General features: G+C 40.5%; 18 protein-coding genes. 9 read left to right on the forward strand and 9 right to left on the reverse strand.

Annotated features, from left to right (window positions below; translation table 11 throughout):
* Position 1 precedes the first annotated feature (1 nt).
* From MWU82_RS00990 to nadD, 6 genes are all read left to right on the forward strand, one after another.
* Positions 2–778, forward strand: a complete 777-nt coding sequence (locus MWU82_RS00990) for a DUF1080 domain-containing protein (RefSeq protein WP_247094918.1) — start codon at positions 2–4, stop codon at positions 776–778.
* A 25-nt stretch (positions 779–803) separates the two neighbouring features.
* The gene (locus MWU82_RS00995) at positions 804–1,628 is read left to right on the forward strand and encodes a DUF1080 domain-containing protein (RefSeq protein WP_247095027.1); all 825 of its coding nucleotides are present in this window, start codon (positions 804–806) and stop codon (positions 1,626–1,628) included.
* Entirely contained in the window at positions 1,629–2,000 is a 372-nt protein-coding gene (locus MWU82_RS01000; protein ID WP_215947703.1) for an SdpI family protein, read from the forward strand.
* A gap of 114 nt (positions 2,001–2,114) precedes the next feature.
* The gene (locus MWU82_RS01005; protein WP_215947704.1) at positions 2,115–2,972 is read left to right on the forward strand and encodes a YicC/YloC family endoribonuclease; all 858 of its coding nucleotides are present in this window, start codon (positions 2,115–2,117) and stop codon (positions 2,970–2,972) included.
* Complete coding sequence (gene gmk / locus MWU82_RS01010; RefSeq protein ID WP_215947705.1) at positions 2,972–3,562, forward strand: guanylate kinase; 591 nt, start codon at positions 2,972–2,974, stop codon at positions 3,560–3,562. The genes MWU82_RS01005 and gmk overlap by 1 nt, the downstream gene beginning before the upstream one ends.
* 82 nt (positions 3,563–3,644) lie before the next feature.
* Complete coding sequence (gene nadD, locus MWU82_RS01015) at positions 3,645–4,232, forward strand: nicotinate (nicotinamide) nucleotide adenylyltransferase (RefSeq protein WP_247094919.1); 588 nt, start codon at positions 3,645–3,647, stop codon at positions 4,230–4,232.
* Position 4,233: 1 nt separating this feature from the next.
* On the opposite strand, the gene MWU82_RS01020 is transcribed toward nadD, so the two are convergent.
* The 3 genes from MWU82_RS01020 to MWU82_RS01030 all read right to left on the reverse strand — a co-directional run bounded on the left by MWU82_RS01020 (position 4,234) and on the right by MWU82_RS01030 (position 8,521).
* Positions 4,234–4,947: a DUF6503 family protein gene (locus tag MWU82_RS01020; RefSeq protein ID WP_247094920.1), complete on the reverse strand. Its 714-nt coding sequence runs from the start codon at positions 4,945–4,947 to the stop codon at positions 4,234–4,236.
* A 24-nt stretch (positions 4,948–4,971) separates the two neighbouring features.
* On the reverse strand, positions 4,972–7,242 hold the full coding sequence (locus tag MWU82_RS01025) for an inorganic phosphate transporter (RefSeq protein WP_247094921.1): 2,271 nt from the start codon (positions 7,240–7,242) through the stop codon (positions 4,972–4,974).
* A 73-nt stretch (positions 7,243–7,315) separates the two neighbouring features.
* A complete protein-coding gene (locus MWU82_RS01030; protein ID WP_247094922.1) occupies positions 7,316–8,521 on the reverse strand; it encodes a porin in 1,206 nt (401 codons plus the stop codon).
* A gap of 330 nt (positions 8,522–8,851) precedes the next feature.
* On the opposite strand from MWU82_RS01030, the gene dgt reads away from it, so the two are divergent.
* On the forward strand, positions 8,852–10,195 hold the full coding sequence (gene dgt, locus MWU82_RS01035; RefSeq protein ID WP_247094923.1) for a dGTP triphosphohydrolase: 1,344 nt from the start codon (positions 8,852–8,854) through the stop codon (positions 10,193–10,195).
* On the opposite strand, the gene MWU82_RS01040 is transcribed toward dgt, so the two are convergent.
* Both MWU82_RS01040 and MWU82_RS01045 read right to left on the reverse strand, forming a co-directional pair.
* Positions 10,192–11,304 carry a DUF3078 domain-containing protein gene (locus tag MWU82_RS01040; protein WP_215947711.1) on the reverse strand — a complete coding sequence of 371 codons (1,113 nt, stop codon included), beginning with the start codon at positions 11,302–11,304 and terminating at the stop codon, positions 10,192–10,194. The genes dgt and MWU82_RS01040 overlap by 4 nt on opposite strands.
* 1 nt (position 11,305) lies before the next feature.
* Complete coding sequence (locus tag MWU82_RS01045) at positions 11,306–13,084, reverse strand: 1-deoxy-D-xylulose-5-phosphate synthase (protein WP_247095028.1); 1,779 nt, start codon at positions 13,082–13,084, stop codon at positions 11,306–11,308.
* 151 nt (positions 13,085–13,235) lie between these two features.
* Here MWU82_RS01045 and MWU82_RS01050 point away from each other — a divergent pair, with 151 nt between their 5' ends.
* Positions 13,236–13,685 (forward strand): nucleoside deaminase, encoded by a 450-nt coding sequence (locus tag MWU82_RS01050; protein WP_215947712.1) that lies wholly within the window; start codon positions 13,236–13,238, stop codon positions 13,683–13,685.
* Between the two features lie 82 nt (positions 13,686–13,767).
* Positions 13,768–14,187, forward strand: coding sequence for a hypothetical protein (locus tag MWU82_RS01055; protein ID WP_215947713.1), 420 nt, complete (start codon positions 13,768–13,770; stop codon positions 14,185–14,187).
* Positions 14,188–14,268: 81 nt separating this feature from the next.
* On the opposite strand, the gene MWU82_RS01060 is transcribed toward MWU82_RS01055, so the two are convergent.
* From MWU82_RS01060 to aspS, 4 genes are all read right to left on the reverse strand, one after another.
* Positions 14,269–14,463 carry a cold shock domain-containing protein gene (locus MWU82_RS01060; RefSeq protein WP_215947714.1) on the reverse strand — a complete coding sequence of 65 codons (195 nt, stop codon included), beginning with the start codon at positions 14,461–14,463 and terminating at the stop codon, positions 14,269–14,271.
* Between the two features lie 90 nt (positions 14,464–14,553).
* Positions 14,554–14,805 (reverse strand): hypothetical protein, encoded by a 252-nt coding sequence (locus MWU82_RS01065; RefSeq protein ID WP_215947715.1) that lies wholly within the window; start codon positions 14,803–14,805, stop codon positions 14,554–14,556.
* Positions 14,806–14,819: 14 nt separating this feature from the next.
* The gene (locus tag MWU82_RS01070) at positions 14,820–16,613 is read right to left on the reverse strand and encodes a chloride channel protein (protein ID WP_215947716.1); all 1,794 of its coding nucleotides are present in this window, start codon (positions 16,611–16,613) and stop codon (positions 14,820–14,822) included.
* A 54-nt stretch (positions 16,614–16,667) separates the two neighbouring features.
* Positions 16,668–18,416, reverse strand: coding sequence for an aspartate--tRNA ligase (gene aspS / locus MWU82_RS01075; protein WP_247094924.1), 1,749 nt, complete (start codon positions 18,414–18,416; stop codon positions 16,668–16,670).
* Positions 18,417–18,427: the final 11 nt, after the last annotated feature.

The raw sequence follows: 18,427 nt of genomic DNA on the forward strand, positions 1-18,427 counted from the left end.
AATGAAAAAATTAATTTTCAGTGCCCTAATAGCTGTCATGGTTATTGGCTGTAAGGATAAAACGGATAAAAAGAACATGGACTTAGACTCAGATCCCCTTGCCAATTCTGAGAAAACAACTCCACCTCCAACAGCCCTAATTGAAGGGGAATGGAAGGTGCTTTTTGACGGGACCAACTTCGATGCCTGGAAAAGGTATAAGGAAGATGGCGTTGGGGATGCATGGAAGATTGAGGACGGTGCCATGGTGTTCTATCCTCCCAAGGAAAGGGCAAAAGGGGAGAAATACAATTTAGTGACTAATGAAGAGTTTACCAACTTTGTACTTTCCATAGATTGGAAGATTTCGGAAGGCGGTAATAGCGGTATATTCTGGGGAGTGCAAGAAATTGAAAGTCTTCGTGAGGCTTACCACTCAGGACCTGAAATACAAGTATTGGATAATGAAAAACACCCTGACGCAAAAAATGGACCTGTTCGACAGGCAGGGGCTTTGTACGATATGGTTGGTCCTAGTGAGGACGTAACCAAACCTGTTGGGGAATGGAATACCTGTGTTATCACAGTAAACCATAAAACCAATAAGGGAAATGTAGTCCTAAATGGTACGGAAGTGGCTTCTTTCCCAGTACATGGAGAGGAATGGGAGGCTATGATCGACAAGTCTAAATTTAAGGGATCGGAGCATTTTGGAAAGTATAGAACTGGAAAAATAGGATTACAGGATCACGGGGACATAGTGTCCTACAGAAATATTAAGATAAAAACATTGGATTAAACCGTTATTGGATATTGTTATGAAAATGAGATCTGTTTATGTTCCGTTAATTTTGTTCTTGGCATTTGCGTGTAAGGAAAAGGTTAGCGTGGATCCATTGGAACCAAAAGACATAAAACCAACTGGGGAAGAGATTGTAGTACACGGGGAATACTCCGGTACGGAACCTACTACCCCGGAAGAGACCGAATTTTATAAACCGGTACCACCCGTAGTAAATCCACATGATCCCTTTAAAGGGGCTCCAAGTGATGCCATTATACTCTTTAATGGAGGGAATCTGGACAACTGGATCTCTTCTAGGGATAGTACCGCGGCCAAGTGGATCGTGAACAATGATGGTAGTATGACCGTTAACAACAAGACAGGTGATATACAGACGGTCCAAAATTTTGGAAGTATACAATTGCACTTGGAATGGAAATCTCCTGCAGAAGTTCAGGGAAAGGGTCAAAGCAGGGGCAATAGTGGGGTCTTTCTAAATGGGCTGTACGAGGTTCAGGTCTTGGATAACAATGATAACGATACCTATGTAAACGGCCAAGTGGGTTCTGTTTACAAGCAGCACGTACCGCTCGCAATGGCATCCGTACCCACAGGGGAATGGAATACCTATGACATTATTTATCATGCCCCGGTGTTCAATGATGAAGGAGATAAAATTAAATCTGGAACCATTACGGTTTTACATAATGGGGTACTGGTTCAGGACAATGTTGAAATTAAGGGAACCACCCCCTATATAGGCTGGCCCAAAAACCCGGCCCACGGCAAGGGTCCTTTAAAATTACAGGACCATGGGGACAATAGCCGGGTAAGTTACAGGAATATTTGGGTTAGGGAGCTTTAGATGCACTGGGAATTTTTCTTTGGAGCCACAGCGCCCAGTCTGCTATTAATTATTTTTGCTTGGTACTATAAAGCATTCCCTCCCAAAAGCATTAATTTTATTTATGGCTATCGCACCAGGAAAAGCATGAGGAACCAGGAGACTTGGGATTTCGGCAATAAAATTGGAGCCGAAATGATGTTTTACACGGGCATGGCCACCTTAGTGGTAGGGACTGTAGCTTATTTTATTTCTCCCACTTGGTCCTTAGGTATTTCCGGTTTTTTTCTAGTAGTAGCCTTGTTTGCAGGTATATTTTGGTGCGAACAGCAATTAGCGCATAATTTTGATAAAAATGGGAAACGAATAAATAAGGAGGGCAAACCCCATTAGGGAAGTGTTCAGAATAGTATTAAGGGCCTTAATGAATGACTTTGCACTGTACTTGACTATCGAGGAATACAAACCTCATTTTTATTTACCTTTGACAAAATTTAAAAATATTTTATGATCCAATCTATGACAGGGTTTGGGAAGCATGTTATTCAACTTCCTTCGAAAAAAATCACCATCGAAATCAAATCGCTAAATAGTAAAAGCCTTGATTTAAATGCCAGAATACCCTCCACCTATCGGGAAAAGGAATTAGAATTGCGTAGGACCATTGCGGGCTCCTTGGTTAGGGGAAAAATAGATTTTAGTCTTTACATTGAAAATACGGGTGCAGAGACCTCTTCGGAAGTTAATGAAGTAGTGGTAAGGCAATACATGAAGCAGTTGGGACATATTGTTTCGGGGAATGAAATGGGTCTGTTGGAAATTGCCATGCGTATGCCCGATACTATGAAAACGGAACGGGAGGACATTGATGAAGAGGAATATAAGGTCATAAAGGAATCATTGGAGGAAGCTCTAAAGGAAATAAATATTTTTAGAACGGAAGAGGGAACGGTTTTAGAAGCCGATTTTGAGGCCAGAATAAGCGTTTTAAAGAGTTTATTGGAACAGGTGGCACAAATGGATCCCGACAGGCTGCTAACGATCAGGGAGCGACTGGAAAAGGCTGTTGCGGACTTAAAAGCCGATCTTGATACAAACCGTTTTGAACAAGAGCTTATCTATTATCTTGAGAAATATGATATCACGGAAGAAAAAGTCCGGTTGCTCAATCACTTGGATTATTTTGCCGCAACCCTTAAATCTGACGACTCCAATGGTAAGAAGTTGGGCTTTATTAGTCAGGAAATAGGAAGGGAAATCAATACCATAGGTTCCAAGGCAAACTTTGCCCCTATGCAACAGTTGGTGGTGCAGATGAAGGATGAATTGGAAAAGATCAAAGAACAAATGCTTAACGTTTTATAATGAAAGGAGGAAAGCTAATTATTTTTTCTGCCCCTTCGGGCAGTGGAAAAACTACCATCGTCAAACATTTATTAAATCAGCCGGAACTCAATTTGGCTTTTTCCATTTCTGCAACCTCCAGGCCTAGGAGGGGTAAGGAAAAACACGGCGAACATTATTATTTCATGACCCTGTCCGAATTTAAGAGGCACATTAAGAACGATGACTTTTTGGAATGGGAGGAGGTCTACAGGGATAATTTCTACGGGACTTTAAAAAGTGAGGTAGACCGACTCTGGGCGGAGGGCAAGAACGTAATTTTTGATATAGACGTGGTAGGTGGATTGCGGATAAAAAAGAAGTTTCCTGATCAGACGCTTGCTGTCTTCGTTAAGCCACCAAGTGTTGATGAACTTAAAATTAGGTTGAAAAAGCGCAGTACGGAGTCTGAGGATAAAATAAATATGCGGATTGCCAAAGCTTCGGTAGAGTTGGCCACTGCTCCACAATTTGATGTGGTAATTAAGAATTATGATTTGGATACCGCATTGGACGAGGCGCATAAATTGGTGGCGGAATATGTGGGCGTTGAAATTAAAAGTAAAATTTAGGAAACCAAGGCCCGGTTCAGGTTGGCCCGCCCCATTAAATGTAAAGTACTTCATTGAAAAATGATACTGAATCAAATTTCGCATGAATAAAAAAATTGGACTTTATTTTGGCACCTTCAATCCGATCCATATAGGGCATTTGGTGATTGCCAATCATATGGTAGAGTTTTCTGATTTGGATGAGGTCTGGTTCGTGGTTACTCCACAAAGTCCATTTAAAACCAAAAAAAGCCTGCTGGACAATCATCATCGTTATCAACTGGTAGCCGAAGCTACCTTGGATTATCCCAAATTAAAGCCGAGCAAAATAGAGTTTGATCTTCCACAGCCGAATTATACGGTAAACACTTTGGCCCATTTGCTGGAAAAATATGATAACAAACATGATTTCTGTTTGATAATGGGGGAGGATAATTTAAAAGGGCTGCATAAATGGAAGAATTATGAGGTAATTCTGGAAAACCATTACATTTATGTCTATCCAAGAATTTCTGAAGGAGAGGTAGTGCATCGTTTTAGAAATCACGATAAGATTCAGCACGTGGAAGCCCCTATCATGGAAATATCCTCAACCTTTATTAGGGCCCAACATAAGTTGGGTAAAAATGTTAGACCTATGCTTCCGGAAAAAGTCTGGAAATATATGGATGAAATGAATTTTTATAGATAGGTCAATGCGGAGTTTTACTCAAAATATCGGTTCCTAAATATTGATCGTTTTTGTTGTAGAACCATGCCCTTTTCTTGGGCATTTTAACATTGCTGATGATCTCTTCCCCTGATAATACAATGTATTCACCGTCATTTTTGGATTCATCATGGAAGAATTGATAAGCCTTCATGGCATAGCTGGTTGGATCAAAATAGAAATACCAGGTATCCCTTCCCACATCCTCGGAATAAGTGACTTTTAGTGTCAAATATTTCTTGTCCTTAAAGGTTTTGGTCTCAACAAGCGGGTCCACAAGTGCCCCCGGGTCTTTTAATTTCATGGGAAGACCGTAGAGATAGGTGTAGTAGTCCCTCATTTTTTTGGCCCGTTCACAGGAGATGTTATGGGATGCCCTATCCTTTTCCGAAATAATGGCTGCACCATCAATTTTCAGAATGCATGTATCCTTGACCATAATCTGTTCTATGGTTTTTCCAGCCTTATTGGTGGTCAACTTAAAGGAGGATGCGGGCAAGTCAATGTTGATTCGGCTTTTTCTTTTATCCCCTTTGGGCGTTTCCATGATTACCGAAAAATCATTTTTAAAGGAGTGCCAATTGTCCTTGGGGTCATGATATTCAATAGCCTTGTCCAAGAGTTCAGATCCGGATATCCCCTGGCCCAAACATCCTGTAGCATGAACAAAACATACCAACATCAATAAGTATTTCATGCAAACTTCCAATTGTTATGCGCCCTATTGTATTTCCAATTTGGCAGGTTCCACCGTACTATCGTGCTCATTGTAATAAAGCTCCAAAAGATTCATGGTAGCGTTAATAAAATCTTTTGTTTCCAAAAGAAAGGTAAAGTACAAAGTGGTATTTTTTGGACTGGACTCTTCGGTACGTGTCCTAGCGATCTGTTTTTCTATTTTTTGTGAAACCATATCCAGTAGTTCCTGTTTGCTGGCAAAAATTACACCAATGCGTTCAAAGGAGCGGGTTTCAAATGCAGCCTTTGTGGCACTCAACAATTTCTGTAGTTCCAGGTCAATTTCCTTAAGCTCTTTAATCTGGTTGTATTTTAATTTTTTATGGTTATTGTGGATGTGCTTATGGCTTATCTTGTTCAGATATTCCAATGATTGGGCCATATCCTGTAAATACCCCAATATATTAATATAAAGATTACTGGCACCAACACTGGCCTCATCCAAATTCTTAATAAAATAGAATATATGATCTCTTAGTTCATCTATTTCAGCAGAAAGTTTAACAACCTGTTTTTTGTTCTTTTTTAGAAGCTCCAAATCCTGTTTGGCAAGTCCGTCGATGATGTGTGTGTAAATTTTGTTACTTCTTTTTGCCACATTGGAGATATTGTCCGCACTTTCCTCGATCACTCCTTGGATAGAGCTGCTTTCGGCCTTTCTTAAACTGTCTTCTGCTCTTATTTCCTTGGATTTTTTATTATGTGAAATGTAGTTTCTTACAAGCAATAAAACTGCTATCAATAATAGAATGGCCACCATAGAGGGAACATGTATATTGATAAGTGAAACTATAACCGCGGCAGAAACAAAGGCTATAATGGCTGTAAAGAACCAACCTCCAATGACATTCAATACCCCAGCAACCCGGTAAACGGCACTTTCTGCGCCCCAAGCCCTATCGGCCAAAGAGGTTCCCATTGCTACCATAAATGTTACATAAGTGGTAGATAATGGCAATTTGTATGAGGTGGCCACGGATATGAGCACCCCGGCAACCATCAAGTTAACGGAAGCCCTTACCATATCAAAAGCTGGCATTTCGAAAGTTTTATCTTTGGAAAGGGGTATAACGGGCTTTTTAAAATTGGAATCTATTTTTTCCTGTAAGGCTTTTGGCAAAAGGGCAGTGGTAACTGTAGATATCATCATGGCCGATCTAACTATTCCCCTTGATAGAAAATTAGGCTGAAAGCGTTCCTTGGATTCACCTTCCCTAGATAGGTTAATTTCTGTTTGTGTTACATAACGTGCCTTTTTGGAAAACCAGAGGGTAAGAACCATGACCATTCCTGCTACGAACAACAAAATAGTGGGGGTGGGAACCTTTTCGGCCAGCACCGTCATGCTAAATTCATTAGCTGGTATTCCAGAGGCCTGCCAGGCTTCAAAGGACTGCCACGCGGCGATGGGGACTCCAATAAAGTTAACAAGGTCGTTCCCTGCAAAGGCAAGTGCCAAAGCAAATGTTCCTACTATTATAATGAGTTTATACACGTCGTATTTGAATATTACCGAAATAATATAAGATGCCAGGGTCCAAAGAACAAGGCTTCCAACGGTAATGGTGCTGGTATTGTTTTTTATATAATTCAGGACATCCTCGCTTACAAAAGTAGCCCCTTTTAAACCTTTTATAAGAATGAAATAGGTGATTGCTGTCAGGGCAATACCTCCAAAAAGGGCCCCCAGAATCTTGGCTTTTTTTCGAAACTCGAAAGAAAGTAGAATACGGGAGAGATATTGTACCAAGGCCCCTATGGAAAAAGCAATTACAACGGAGAGCAATATGCCCAATATAATTTCAGTGGCTTTGGATGTGTTTATATAATTATATATATCAATATAATCACCCCCGCTTGAGGCTATTTTAATAAAGGACATTGCAACTGAGGCTCCCAAAAGTTCAAATACAATGGATACTGTGGTGGAGGTGGGCATCCCAACTGTATTGAAAAAATCCAGCAAAAGGATGTCGGTTATCATAACAGCCATGAAAATTATCATGATTTCGCTGAACATGAATTCTCCAGGGTGAAAGATTCCCTTTCGGGCTACCTCCATCATACCACTCGAAAAAATGGCACCTATGGCTATCCCCAAACTGGCGACGATCATAATGGTCCTAAACGAAATGGCTTTGGAACCAATTGCGGAATTTAAAAAGTTAACGGCATCATTGCTAACTCCCACTACTAAATCTGCTATTGCCAAGAAGGCAAGGGCAATGATCATTAATAAATATAAATTGTCCATTATCTTATAAAAATAGTTTGCAAATATCTAAAGTCTCTAGGTTCGTAACGTTATCTTAAGGTTATATTTTTTACTAAAAATGTACGTCCAATTGTAGTCTATACATCATCGCATCCATTCCACTTACCACGGAAAGATAACTAATGTCTGTTTGTATCTTCAATTTATGGCCTACAATATATTTGGAAAGTCCCAAAGTATATTGATTTTCTGGGTTTTCACCGGTAATATTTTTGTTCAGTACTACGTTTGTGTATCTTCCAGAAATCTCCCAATTGCTGGTAAAAAGATAACCGGTTTGGAGATTTAATCCATGGCCCACCTGAACCACTTCTCCGGTCAGGGAGCTGTCTATATTTCTAGCAAAGGGGTCTTGGGCATCCCTATGGGCGTATTCTCCCATGAAAGAGAATCCGTTATATTTGAAAACGGCATCGAGGAACAGGGTATTGATATTGGTTTTGTGAAACCCATAATCGGTTTCCATATAAGTCCCTTGACTCCCCCTGGTCTTTACTGCATTAAGATTAAGGTTGTAGGTAGCGGCCAACATCAGTTTTGGGGATTGTTCCCTTTTTAAATCGCTTCCGCTGTATTCGCCTCCGCCTTGGAATTCGCCAAATGGCAATAATTCCAAACGTCCGCTGTATTGATGCCCTCCTAGATTTCCTGTAGTGACGTTTCTACCTTCGCCTTGCGAAATGGAGACAATTTCCCGTATCAAAAAAGTATCCGTAAGATAGCTGTAGTGTCTAAGTTGTATGCCCATATCCCTGTCCAAGGTAAACTGGCCATTAAGAAGGGATCGATCTACCAATTGAAGGTTGCCTGAGGAAATAACCCGTTCAACATTTCCGGGAAGTTTGGTCTGACCTACCCAAAGTTCAAAATTTTGATAGAAATTCCACATTACTACGGCATCCAAGATATATCTTGGGGCGTCACTTGTGTATTTCGAGCCACCAGAAATATCCCTATTGGATAAACCTAATTCAAGTTTGTAGCTAAGTTTAGGCGAATATACAAAGCCATCAAATTTTAATCTGGCCCTTCTTATGAGCGCATTAAAATCTGGATCCGTATAATTTCCGTTCGCATTTTCAGTCCAAGTTGTGCTGCTCAAAAATTGCATTCTAGTTGCAATCTTGGCACTCCATGTACTGTCCTTGCCCATTAAATTAAAAAGTCCTTTGCCAAATTCCGGGGCATTGGGTTCCTGTGAATAGGATATAAAAATTGAGCACAATGCAAGCCCTAGGGCTAAGCATTTAATTTTCATAATGTATTAGTTTTTGTCGAGGACAAAGTACCAATATATATGTTAATTTAATGTTAACTTAGTAATATTATTACTTTAAATAAAAAGCTACCTTGGCCAGAGGTAGCTTCCGATTTCACATAAATAGTCGACAAAAACTAATAGTTAAAATGAAACCAAAATAGTCTTAAGACAAATGCTAAGATGGGGATAAGGATTAAATTCATTGTAATCTTAAGTTTAATTAATCGTTAAAATTGGGTTGCGGGTTTTGGTTTGTCCCAAGTGGTAGATGGTTTTATTATGTGTTGAATTCCTAAAAATGTATCTTGCGACCTCTAAAATTACATTATGCATTGGGAACAGCTTCTTTCCTTGAAACGTTTTGGTGATACCCACAAAAGAATTAGAAAGGAACAGGATGAAACCCGATTGGGTTTTGAGGTGGATTACGACAGGGTGATATTTTCTGCGGCTTTCAGGAGCCTACAGGACAAGACCCAGGTTATACCCCTTTCCAAAACCGATTTTGTGCACACCCGCCTTACCCATAGCTTGGAGGTCTCAGTGGTAGGTAGAAGCCTTGGAAGGATAGCCGGGAAGAAAATTTTGGAAAAGCATCCTCATTTGCGCGAGGTACATGGCTATCATTTTAACGATTTTGGCGCCATTGTCGCTGCCGCGGCCTTGGCACATGATATTGGGAACCCACCTTTTGGGCATAGTGGGGAGAAGGCCATAGGGGAATACTTTAAAACAGGCAGGGGCAAACAGTTTGAAGCGGTACTGACCCAAAAAGAGTATCAGGACATCATAGATTTCGAAGGGAATGCCAATGGATATAGATTATTAACAGAATCCCGCCAAGGTGTTGAAGGCGGATTGCGGCTTAGTTACGCCACCTTGGGAGCTTTTATGAAGTACCCAAAGGAATCCTTGCCCAAAAAGCCGACCAAGCATATTGCGGATAAGAAATTCGGGTTTTTTCAACAAGATGTGGCGTCTTTTCAGGAAGTGGCCGCCGAACTTGGGTTGGAATCCAGGGGAAAGGGCAAGGATGTTGGTTTTTGCAGACACCCGCTTACCTTTTTGGTGGAAGCTGCTGATGATATTTGTTATACCATTATCGATTTTGAGGATGGGATCAATTTGGGTCTTATTTCAGAAGATTATGCTTTGGAATATCTAATAAAGTTGGTTAAGGACAGTATCAACATAAAAAAGTATAATAATTTGGTCTATATGGAAGATCGTCTGAGCTATTTAAGGGCTCTGGCAATCAACACCTTGATTTCTGATGCCATTGCCATTTTTATTGAAAATGAGGGCGCCATCCTCCAGGGGGAATTTTCGGTATCCTTAATGGACAAAAGCAAGTTTAAGGCCCAGATAGAAGATATTATTACATTAAGTGTACAGAAGGTCTACCGGTCACAAGAGGTATTGGAAAAGGAAATAGCAGGATACAGGATCATCTCGGACATTTTGGATGTGTATACCACGGCTTTGATCAGGAATAAGGAAGGGAATAGTTCCAATTATGATCGACTTATGATTTCCACTTTGCCCGAAGCTTATAGGGAAACTAAAGGTTCCACATACGACATACTTTTGAGTACCTGCTGTTATGTTGCCAGCTTATCGGATAGTGCAGCGGTACATATCCATAATAAGATTATGGGGAAACAGCTTTAAAAATCATAGACCAAACCAACGCCCAGCAATTGTTTGAACTGTATTTTGCGTTTTCCTGGGGTGGTAATGGTGCCATCTGTAGCTTTTACCTCATCGAATATAATATCGTGGTCATATAAAACATGGGTGCCAATGGAAGCCTTAACATATTTGTTTACGGTCAAATCCACATTAAGTTCCCAGTCAACATCGATATTTCCGAAATTCTTTACGTAGTCTGAGTATAGTTGCAATCTGTGATTTAATTTCACATTTTCATAAACCATGGTTTCCCAGGAGTTGGATACCAGAAATCCAAATTCCAGATAAACGTTCTCGCCCTCCTTTATGATATTGCCATCCGTATCCACCAGTGCTTTTTGAACTCCAAAAGCTCCACCGTTTGCTAAGGTTTGGTCCAATACAAAGGTAGATTTAAAAGTAAGTGGCGCCAGACGTAGGTTGAATTTATTGCCTTCCGGAATATAGGATGTACCAGCTCCCAAAAGGGCATAGCCTGGAGCCATAAATCTAGAAATTGGTTTATCCCTATTGGGGTATTTGTAACCATTGGAGAACTGTGTCCTAAATTCTGCGCTGGCGGAATAGTACCAATTGCTTATGGTATCCCTTCGAAATGCAAAGGTGGAGGAAAACCGTAGTGCATCGTCCGATTTTCTTAACTTAAAGCCTTCTTGGGCATTAAGGCCATATCGTATGTCCAAATTGTTGTTGAGTTGAACGTATCTAAATTTATAATTTCGCACAAACTTGGCACTGGCCAATCCGGAAATGGAATTGTTTCCCCCCGCATTCCAGTTTACAAATGCTACCTCACTAAAATTAAATCCAAGTTTATTCTCCTTTTCCCAAAATGAAGGAATTCTAAAACGTCTATATTTTTCTTCCAAGGGCTTGGTGCGCTTAAAGGAAACAACAGGATTGGTCAGGTCTGCGCCCCGTGGAATGTATTTAATTTTGTCCTGTAAGGTCCGTATTACGATGGTGTCTATGCGCATCGAATCTATCTGGGTAGAGTCCGGGGCTTGTGGAGCAGGAATGGTATCTTGTGAGAATAAAAAATTAAAATTTAGGAACAGAAGGACAATAATAAATATTTTACCGTACATGCTAATCAGTATTCAAGAGGTTGTTAATATAATTTTTTAAGGTCGATATATCTATTTTAGCTATTTTATGGAGCTCTTCAACGGTTCCCTGCTCTATAAAAATATCTTCAATGCCAAAAATCTTTATGGGGACAAAACTATGCATCTCGTTGGCATATTCCAAAATTGCACTTCCAAAACCTCCCATTTTACAGCCATCCTCGATGGTGATCACATTTTCATAGGTCGAGAATATTTTCTGCAACATAATCGTGTCCAAAGGTTTTACAAAACGCATATTATAATGGCCAATTTGGTCCCTGTCATTCACGCTTTTTAGTAATTCACTGACCATATTCCCAATATGACCGATCGAAAGTACCGCAATTTTCGTTCCTTTTTTTAATTCTTGGGATATTCCTATTGGAATTTTATTAAATTTTTGTTTCCAATCCAATGTTACCCCTCTTCCTCTAGGGTACCTTATGGCTATGGGTTGCCCTAGGCCCAGTTGTGCGGTGAACATTATATCCCTAAGTTCAATTTCGTTCAAGGGTGCAAAAATAATAAGATTTGGAATACAGCGTAAATAAGCCATATCATATATTCCATGGTGAGTGGCACCGTCCTGCCCGACTATGCCGGCACGATCCAAACAGAATATAACGGGAAGATTCTGCAGTGCTACATCATGTATGATCTGGTCATAGGCACGTTGTAAAAAAGTAGAGTAGATGTTACAAAATGGAACCAGGCCTTCTGCGGCCATTCCGCCGGCCATGGTTACGGCATGTTGCTCAGCAATGCCCACATCAAATGCCCTTTCTGGGATTTGTTCCATCATATATTTTAGGGAGCTTCCGGTAGGCATAGCTGGGGTTATACCCACTATATTTTCATTGTTTTTGGCCAATTCCACGAGGGTGTGCCCAAATACATCCTGATATTTTGGAGGTTGTTTTTCAGAGGTTTTGGGCCAAAGGTCGCCCGTTTCCTTATTAAATTTTCCTGGAGCATGATACACTACTTGGTTCTCCTCCGCTTTTTTGAGCCCTTTGCCCTTGGTAGTTATGATATGCAGCAATTTGGGTCCCTCAATGTCCTTTAGTCTCTTTAGTTCCTTAATCAAGGTGGCCAGATCATGCCCATCCATAGGGCCTGAATAGTTAAAATTTAAACATTCAAATATGTTCTCGTCCTTGGCGGTACCTTTTTTAACATTGGTCAGGTATTTTTTTAAGGCACCCACGCTAGGATCAATTCCTATGGCATTGTCATTTAGGACAATTAGGATGTTGGCGTTGGTGTCCCCGGCATGGTTAAGCCCTTCAAAGGCCATGCCACTGGCAATGGAAGCATCACCGATGACTGCGATGTGCTGTATATTCTTTGCGCCCTTTATTTGTGAGGCCAAGGCCATGCCCAGGATTGCTGAAATGGAGGTAGAACTGTGTCCGGTGCCAAAGTCGTCATACCGGCTCTCTGTACGTTTGGGAAATCCGCTTATTCCTCCCAATTGTCTATTGGTATTGAATATATCCCTACGGCCTGTTAATATTTTATGGCCGTATGCCTGATGTCCAACATCCCATATTAGTTTGTCTTTTGGGGTGTTAAATACATAGTGAAGGGCGATCGTTAGTTCCACTACACCCAGACTGGCCCCCAAATGCCCTTCTTTGGTAGCTACAATGTCTATGATAAACCCCCTTAATTCTTGGGCAAGTTGTAATAGATCGACAATTTCTAAGGTTCGAATATCCTTAGGGTCGTTAATATGTTGTAGAATTCCCTTGGGCATATTAAAAATGTTACGCAAAACTAATGTATTTAAACATTGAATGGCATGTTTTTTAGTGTAGGATGGGCGGTTTTTCAGGATATTTTAAACAAATCGTATTTTTTTTGAACCTTCGCCAATATTGTTTACTATTGTGGCTTAATTGTTAGGTATGATAAACCCGTTTGACGACACTTATTTTATGAAAAAGGCCTTACAAGAGGCAGAAGCTGCTTTTGAAATAGGAGAGGTGCCCGTTGGGGCCGTAATTGTTGTTGAGAATAGGATCATAGCTAGGGCTCACAATTTAACTGAGCGTTTGAACGATGTAACGGCACATGCCGAAATGCAGGCCATAACTGCAGCGGCCAATTTTCTGGGGGGGAAATATCTTCATAATTGCACCCTATATGTAACCCTGGAACCCTGTCAAATGTGTGCAGGTGCCCTGTACTGGAGTCAAATTTCCAAAATTGTCTATGCGGCAAAGGACGTGGATAGGGGCTTTGTGGCCATGGGAACCAAAATACATCCCAAGACCGAATTGGTGAACGGGGTTTTGGAGGAGGAAGCATCAGAAATTTTGAAACGCTTTTTTATCCAAAAACGCAATTTAAATTAGATAGGGTCCATTTGGACATACCTAATACGCAACTTATTAACTGATTTTGCATCTATTTTTTAGTACAACAATCTTGGATAATATGAAAGTATATGGATTAATGCTGGCCTTGTGTCTGATTTTTGTCTTAAACGGATGTTCCACAGATAGTACACATGAAAAGAACGATAAGGTTAGCGGAACTTGGAACCTTATTAACGTTAGTGGCGGATTCGCTGGGATTGATGAAGACTTTGAAAAAGGTGAAATTGTTTGGAAATTCAACGCCAAGGATGGGACATTGATCGTTGCCAACAATGACGGGTCCAACCCAATTTATAATGGCTTTCCAACAGGTACTTATACCTATTCCGTCCTAGAGGAGAAAGATCAATTTTATTTGGAGATAAACGACAAAGAGATCGGGGGGATTGTGGTTGCCAAATCACAATTGGTCCTTGACCAAAACAGCACTACAGCGGGCAGTGGGGCCGATGGTTTTGTAATGGTATTGGTGAGATAGCCAAGGAATTTATAAGTAGGTTAAAAATAAAAACCCCTAGCGGTTACCAAGGGTTCACAATTTTTTCAAAATAAAATAGAATTAGCCAATTACCTGCACTTGTGCAGCAACTATTCCCTTTCGGCCTTCTTCTTCCTGGTATTCTACTTTGTCACCTTCGTTAAGTTCAGTGCCGTTTAATGAAGTTGCATGAACAAAAATGTCTTTACCCGTTTCGTCGTTGGTAATGAAGCCATATCCCTTGGATTCATTAAAAAATTTTACTGTTCCAGTCATTCCAATGAAATTAAAATAATAATGGTTTAGATTACTAATTTATGTTTTTTTGGGCAAAATTGGATATAATCAATTTAAAAAAAATCAAAATTACTGCTTGTCAGTGGGTTCTTTTTCCTTCCCCTGCATTTTCCTGATATTTTCTTCAGTGAGCATATAATCCTTCATTTTTTTGCCTTTACTTACTTTGATAAGAAAGAGAGGCATGGCTACCAGAAATATACCGACCGTACCAAAGCCTATGCATTTATTGGATAGGGGTATATTTTCCTCATTAATACTAAAACCATAAATGATGGAAGCAAAGGAAGCTAAGAGAATTAAAGAAATAATATACTTCATTCCTAACGTGGGTTTTAGGAGGTTAAATTTATTAATTTTCTTCTGTAGGCAGTCAATAGCTTGGATTTGGAAATAAATCCAATATATTTTTCATCCTTGATAACGGGCAGGTTCCATGCCCCGCTACTTTGAAACTTCTCCATGATATCCGTCATTTTATCTTTGTCCAATTCAATAATATCCGGGGGTGTGTTCATAATATCGGACGCCATCACTTCCTTGTACAATTTCTGATCGAACATAATGGGGCGTATGTCATCCAACAAAATAATCCCCAAAAGGGTATTGTCCTCCTTATCAATTACAGGAAATATATTTCTATTGGATTTTACCACTGCCTGATGTACAATATCCCCCAGATTCATCTCCGGATATATTGGGACAAAATTATCTTCAATAACTTTGTCTATATCCATCAAAGTTAAAACGGCATGGTCCTTATCATGCGTAATTAATTCGCCCTTTCTGCCCAATTCCATGTTGTAAACAGAATGTGGGTGTACATATTTGGTGATGGAAAAGGAGATAGTAGAGGTTATCATTAGCGGTATGAACAATTCATATCCCCCAGTAACCTCGGCTATAAGGAAGATTGCAGTGAGGGGGGCGTGAAGAACGCCGGCCATAAGTCCGGCCATACCGACCAGTGTAAAATTACTTTCAGAAATTTGGTTTGGTAAGATTCCTAAACTGTTAATTGCTTTGGCAATGCAATTACCCATTATGCTTCCCATAAAGAGTGTAGGGGCAAATATACCCCCAACGCCCCCGGCACCAAAAGTTAGGGCACAGGCAATAATTTTAAAAAAGACCAATCCGGCGAGTAAGCCTATTACCATCCAAACATTGGAAAGGTCCAATTGAAAAATGTTGTTTTCCAATACCTTTTCGGGGTTGCCTTTGATGAGGTTGTTGATAACATCAAAACCCTCACCGTATAAAGGAGGGACCAAATAAACCAATATTCCAATAGCAATTCCACCATAGAGCAACCTTTTAATGGGAGAACCTATTTTGTCGAATATTTTTTGGATCCGCTCATATACTTCTGTGAAATAGATGGAGGTTAGACCTGCAAACAAGCCTAGGATTATAAAGAAGGGAACGTCCGAAATAATAAAATCGTCCTCAATTTTAAAAGGCAAAAGTACATCGCTCCCAAAGAAAAAGTAGGAGGTTATAATTCCTGAAAGGGAAGCCAAGAGCAAGGGCAACATGGAGGCTATGGTGAGGTCCAGGCTAAATACCTCAATGGCAAAAATAATGGCTGCAATGGGGGCTTTAAATATGGAAGACATGGCTCCTGCTGCCGCACAGCCTATAAGTAAATTCCTCGTGGTCTGGTTAACGTGGAACATTCTTGAAATATTGGAGCTTATGGCTGCTCCTGTTGCCACCGTAGGGCCTTCCAGCCCAACAGAGCCCCCAAAACCTACAGTAATGGGCGCGGTAAGAATGGATCCGAACATCTGATATTTCCGCATTATTCCCTTCATTTTGGAAATGGCAAAGAGGGTAGAAGGAATACCATGGCTCACTTTGTTGCGGATCACGTATTTAATGATCAAATAAACAAGGGTAAGACCAATTATAGGAAAAACAAAATAAAAGGCATTGTGGTAATACCTTACCAAATTACCTTCCAATAGATGTTGAAAAAAGTGAGTTAAATTTTTAAGGACAACAGCGCCTATCCCAGAAGTAAACCCAACCAAAATACTAAGGATATAAATAAATTGCCTTTGGGAGATATGTTTTGCGCGCCAAACCAAAAAGTTGGTAAGCCATGATTTTTTTAGTGCTGTCATGATTTAGAAAAAAATCCCGCTAGTTACTCGACTAGCAGGATTTTAAAGATATGATTATAAATCCAATTTTAGGTGAAGTTCCTTCAACTGTAAATCGTCAATCGGGGCAGGGGCATCGATCATAACATCGCGTCCACTATTATTTTTTGGAAAAGCAATAAAGTCCCGTATAGTTTCCTGTCCGCCCAAAATGGCCACCAATCTATCGAGGCCAAATGCCAAACCACCATGGGGAGGTGCCCCATATTGAAAGGCGTCCATTAAAAATCCAAATTGTGCCTTGGCCTCCTCTGGACTAAAGCCAAGATGCCTGAACATTGTGGCCTGTATTTGTTTATCATGAATACGTATAGAACCACCTCCAATTTCATTGCCGTTCAACACCAAATCATAGGCATTGGCCTTTACTGCGCCGGGGTCGGTGTCCAACAACTCCAACTGACCGGGCTTCGGTGAGGTAAATGGATGGTGCATGGCGTGGTAATGACCTGTTTCCTCGTCCAGTTCCAATAATGGAAAATCTATTACCCAAAGCGGAGCAAACTCATCTTTTTTGCGTAATCCTAAACGCTGGGCAATTTCCATTCTAAGCGCACTTAACTGTGTGCGAGTTTTGTTGGCATCTCCGGACAGGACGCAGATTAAGTCGCCCGCCTTTGCTCCTGTGACTTCTGCCCATTTTGCAAGATCTTCCTGGTCATAAAACTTGTCGACCGAAGATTTAAAGCTGCCGTCGTCGTTGTATTTGGTATAGACCATTCCTTTGGCCCCTATTTGTGGCCTGCGTACCCAATCTACAAGTGCATCAATTTCTTTTCTGGTATACGCCGCTCCCCCAGGTATGGCAATACCCACGACCAATTCGGCCTCGTTAAATATTCCGAAGTCCTTATGTTGCGCAATAGCGTTAAGTTCACCGAATTCCATACCAAAACGGATATCCGGTTTATCGTTGCCATATTTTTTCATGGCGTCATCATAAGTCATTCTTGGGAACTTGTCAATGGAAACCCCTTTTATTTCTTTCAATAAATGCCTGGTTAGTCCCTCAAAAACATTTAAAATATCTTCTTGTTCCACAAAGGCCATCTCGCAATCAATCTGTGTAAATTCTGGTTGCCTGTCCGCCCTAAGGTCTTCGTCCCTAAAGCATTTAACGATCTGGAAGTATTTGTCCATACCACCAACCATCAATAATTGTTTAAATGTTTGGGGCGATTGTGGCAAGGCATAAAACTGACCTTCGTTCATTCTACTTGGAACTACAAAATCTCGGGCACCTTCCGGGGTAGATTTGATTAAATAGGGCGTTTCCACTTCAATAAAACCTTGGTCGGAGAGATATTTTCTAACCTCAATGGCTACTTTATGTCGAAAAATGAGGTTGTTCTTAACGGGATTTCTACGAATGTCCAGATACCGGAATTTCATTCGGATATCTTCGCCGCCATCGGTCTGGTCTTCAATAGTGAAGGGAGGAACCAGGGATTTGTTAAGTATTTTGATCTCTGAGACCAGTACTTCCACATTTCCGGTTGGTATGTTTGGGTTTTTGGAAGCTCTTTCAATAACGGTTCCTTTAACCTGTATCACAAATTCGCGACCTAAGGATTTTGCAATTTCCATAATCTCTTTTGAAGAGCGTTCCTCATCAAAAATGAGCTGGGTAATTCCATATCGGTCACGAAGATCGGCCCATATCACAAAACCTTTGTCCCTTACTGTTTGTACCCATCCTGACAAGGTAACCTGAGCCTGTTGATTGGCTTCCCTTAATTCACCGCAATTATGACTTCTATACATCTTTTTATATC

The sequence above is a fragment of the Arenibacter sp. S6351L genome, assembly GCF_023016025.1.
Classification (GTDB): domain Bacteria; phylum Bacteroidota; class Bacteroidia; order Flavobacteriales; family Flavobacteriaceae; genus Arenibacter; species Arenibacter algicola_B.

What these genes read in the sequence shown, in the direction of transcription:
- MWU82_RS00990 (WP_247094918.1), top strand. Translation starts at nt 2, where the DNA reads ATGAAAAAATTAATTTTCAGTGCCCTAATAGCTGTCATGGTTATTGGC.
- MWU82_RS00995 (WP_247095027.1), top strand. Translation starts at nt 804, where the DNA reads ATGAGATCTGTTTATGTTCCGTTAATTTTGTTCTTGGCATTTGCGTGT.
- MWU82_RS01000 (WP_215947703.1), top strand. Translation starts at nt 1,629, where the DNA reads ATGCACTGGGAATTTTTCTTTGGAGCCACAGCGCCCAGTCTGCTATTA.
- MWU82_RS01005 (WP_215947704.1), top strand. Translation starts at nt 2,115, where the DNA reads ATGATCCAATCTATGACAGGGTTTGGGAAGCATGTTATTCAACTTCCT.
- gmk (WP_215947705.1), top strand. Translation starts at nt 2,972, where the DNA reads ATGAAAGGAGGAAAGCTAATTATTTTTTCTGCCCCTTCGGGCAGTGGA.
- nadD (WP_247094919.1), top strand. Translation starts at nt 3,645, where the DNA reads ATGAATAAAAAAATTGGACTTTATTTTGGCACCTTCAATCCGATCCAT.
- MWU82_RS01020 (WP_247094920.1), bottom strand. Translation starts at nt 4,947, where the DNA reads ATGAAATACTTATTGATGTTGGTATGTTTTGTTCATGCTACAGGATGT.
- MWU82_RS01025 (WP_247094921.1), bottom strand. Translation starts at nt 7,242, where the DNA reads ATGGACAATTTATATTTATTAATGATCATTGCCCTTGCCTTCTTGGCA.
- MWU82_RS01030 (WP_247094922.1), bottom strand. Translation starts at nt 8,521, where the DNA reads ATGAAAATTAAATGCTTAGCCCTAGGGCTTGCATTGTGCTCAATTTTT.
- dgt (WP_247094923.1), top strand. Translation starts at nt 8,852, where the DNA reads ATGCATTGGGAACAGCTTCTTTCCTTGAAACGTTTTGGTGATACCCAC.
- MWU82_RS01040 (WP_215947711.1), bottom strand. Translation starts at nt 11,304, where the DNA reads ATGTACGGTAAAATATTTATTATTGTCCTTCTGTTCCTAAATTTTAAT.
- MWU82_RS01045 (WP_247095028.1), bottom strand. Translation starts at nt 13,084, where the DNA reads ATGCCCAAGGGAATTCTACAACATATTAACGACCCTAAGGATATTCGA.
- MWU82_RS01050 (WP_215947712.1), top strand. Translation starts at nt 13,236, where the DNA reads ATGATAAACCCGTTTGACGACACTTATTTTATGAAAAAGGCCTTACAA.
- MWU82_RS01055 (WP_215947713.1), top strand. Translation starts at nt 13,768, where the DNA reads ATGAAAGTATATGGATTAATGCTGGCCTTGTGTCTGATTTTTGTCTTA.
- MWU82_RS01060 (WP_215947714.1), bottom strand. Translation starts at nt 14,463, where the DNA reads ATGACTGGAACAGTAAAATTTTTTAATGAATCCAAGGGATATGGCTTC.
- MWU82_RS01065 (WP_215947715.1), bottom strand. Translation starts at nt 14,805, where the DNA reads ATGAAGTATATTATTTCTTTAATTCTCTTAGCTTCCTTTGCTTCCATC.
- MWU82_RS01070 (WP_215947716.1), bottom strand. Translation starts at nt 16,613, where the DNA reads ATGACAGCACTAAAAAAATCATGGCTTACCAACTTTTTGGTTTGGCGC.
- aspS (WP_247094924.1), bottom strand. Translation starts at nt 18,416, where the DNA reads ATGTATAGAAGTCATAATTGCGGTGAATTAAGGGAAGCCAATCAACAG.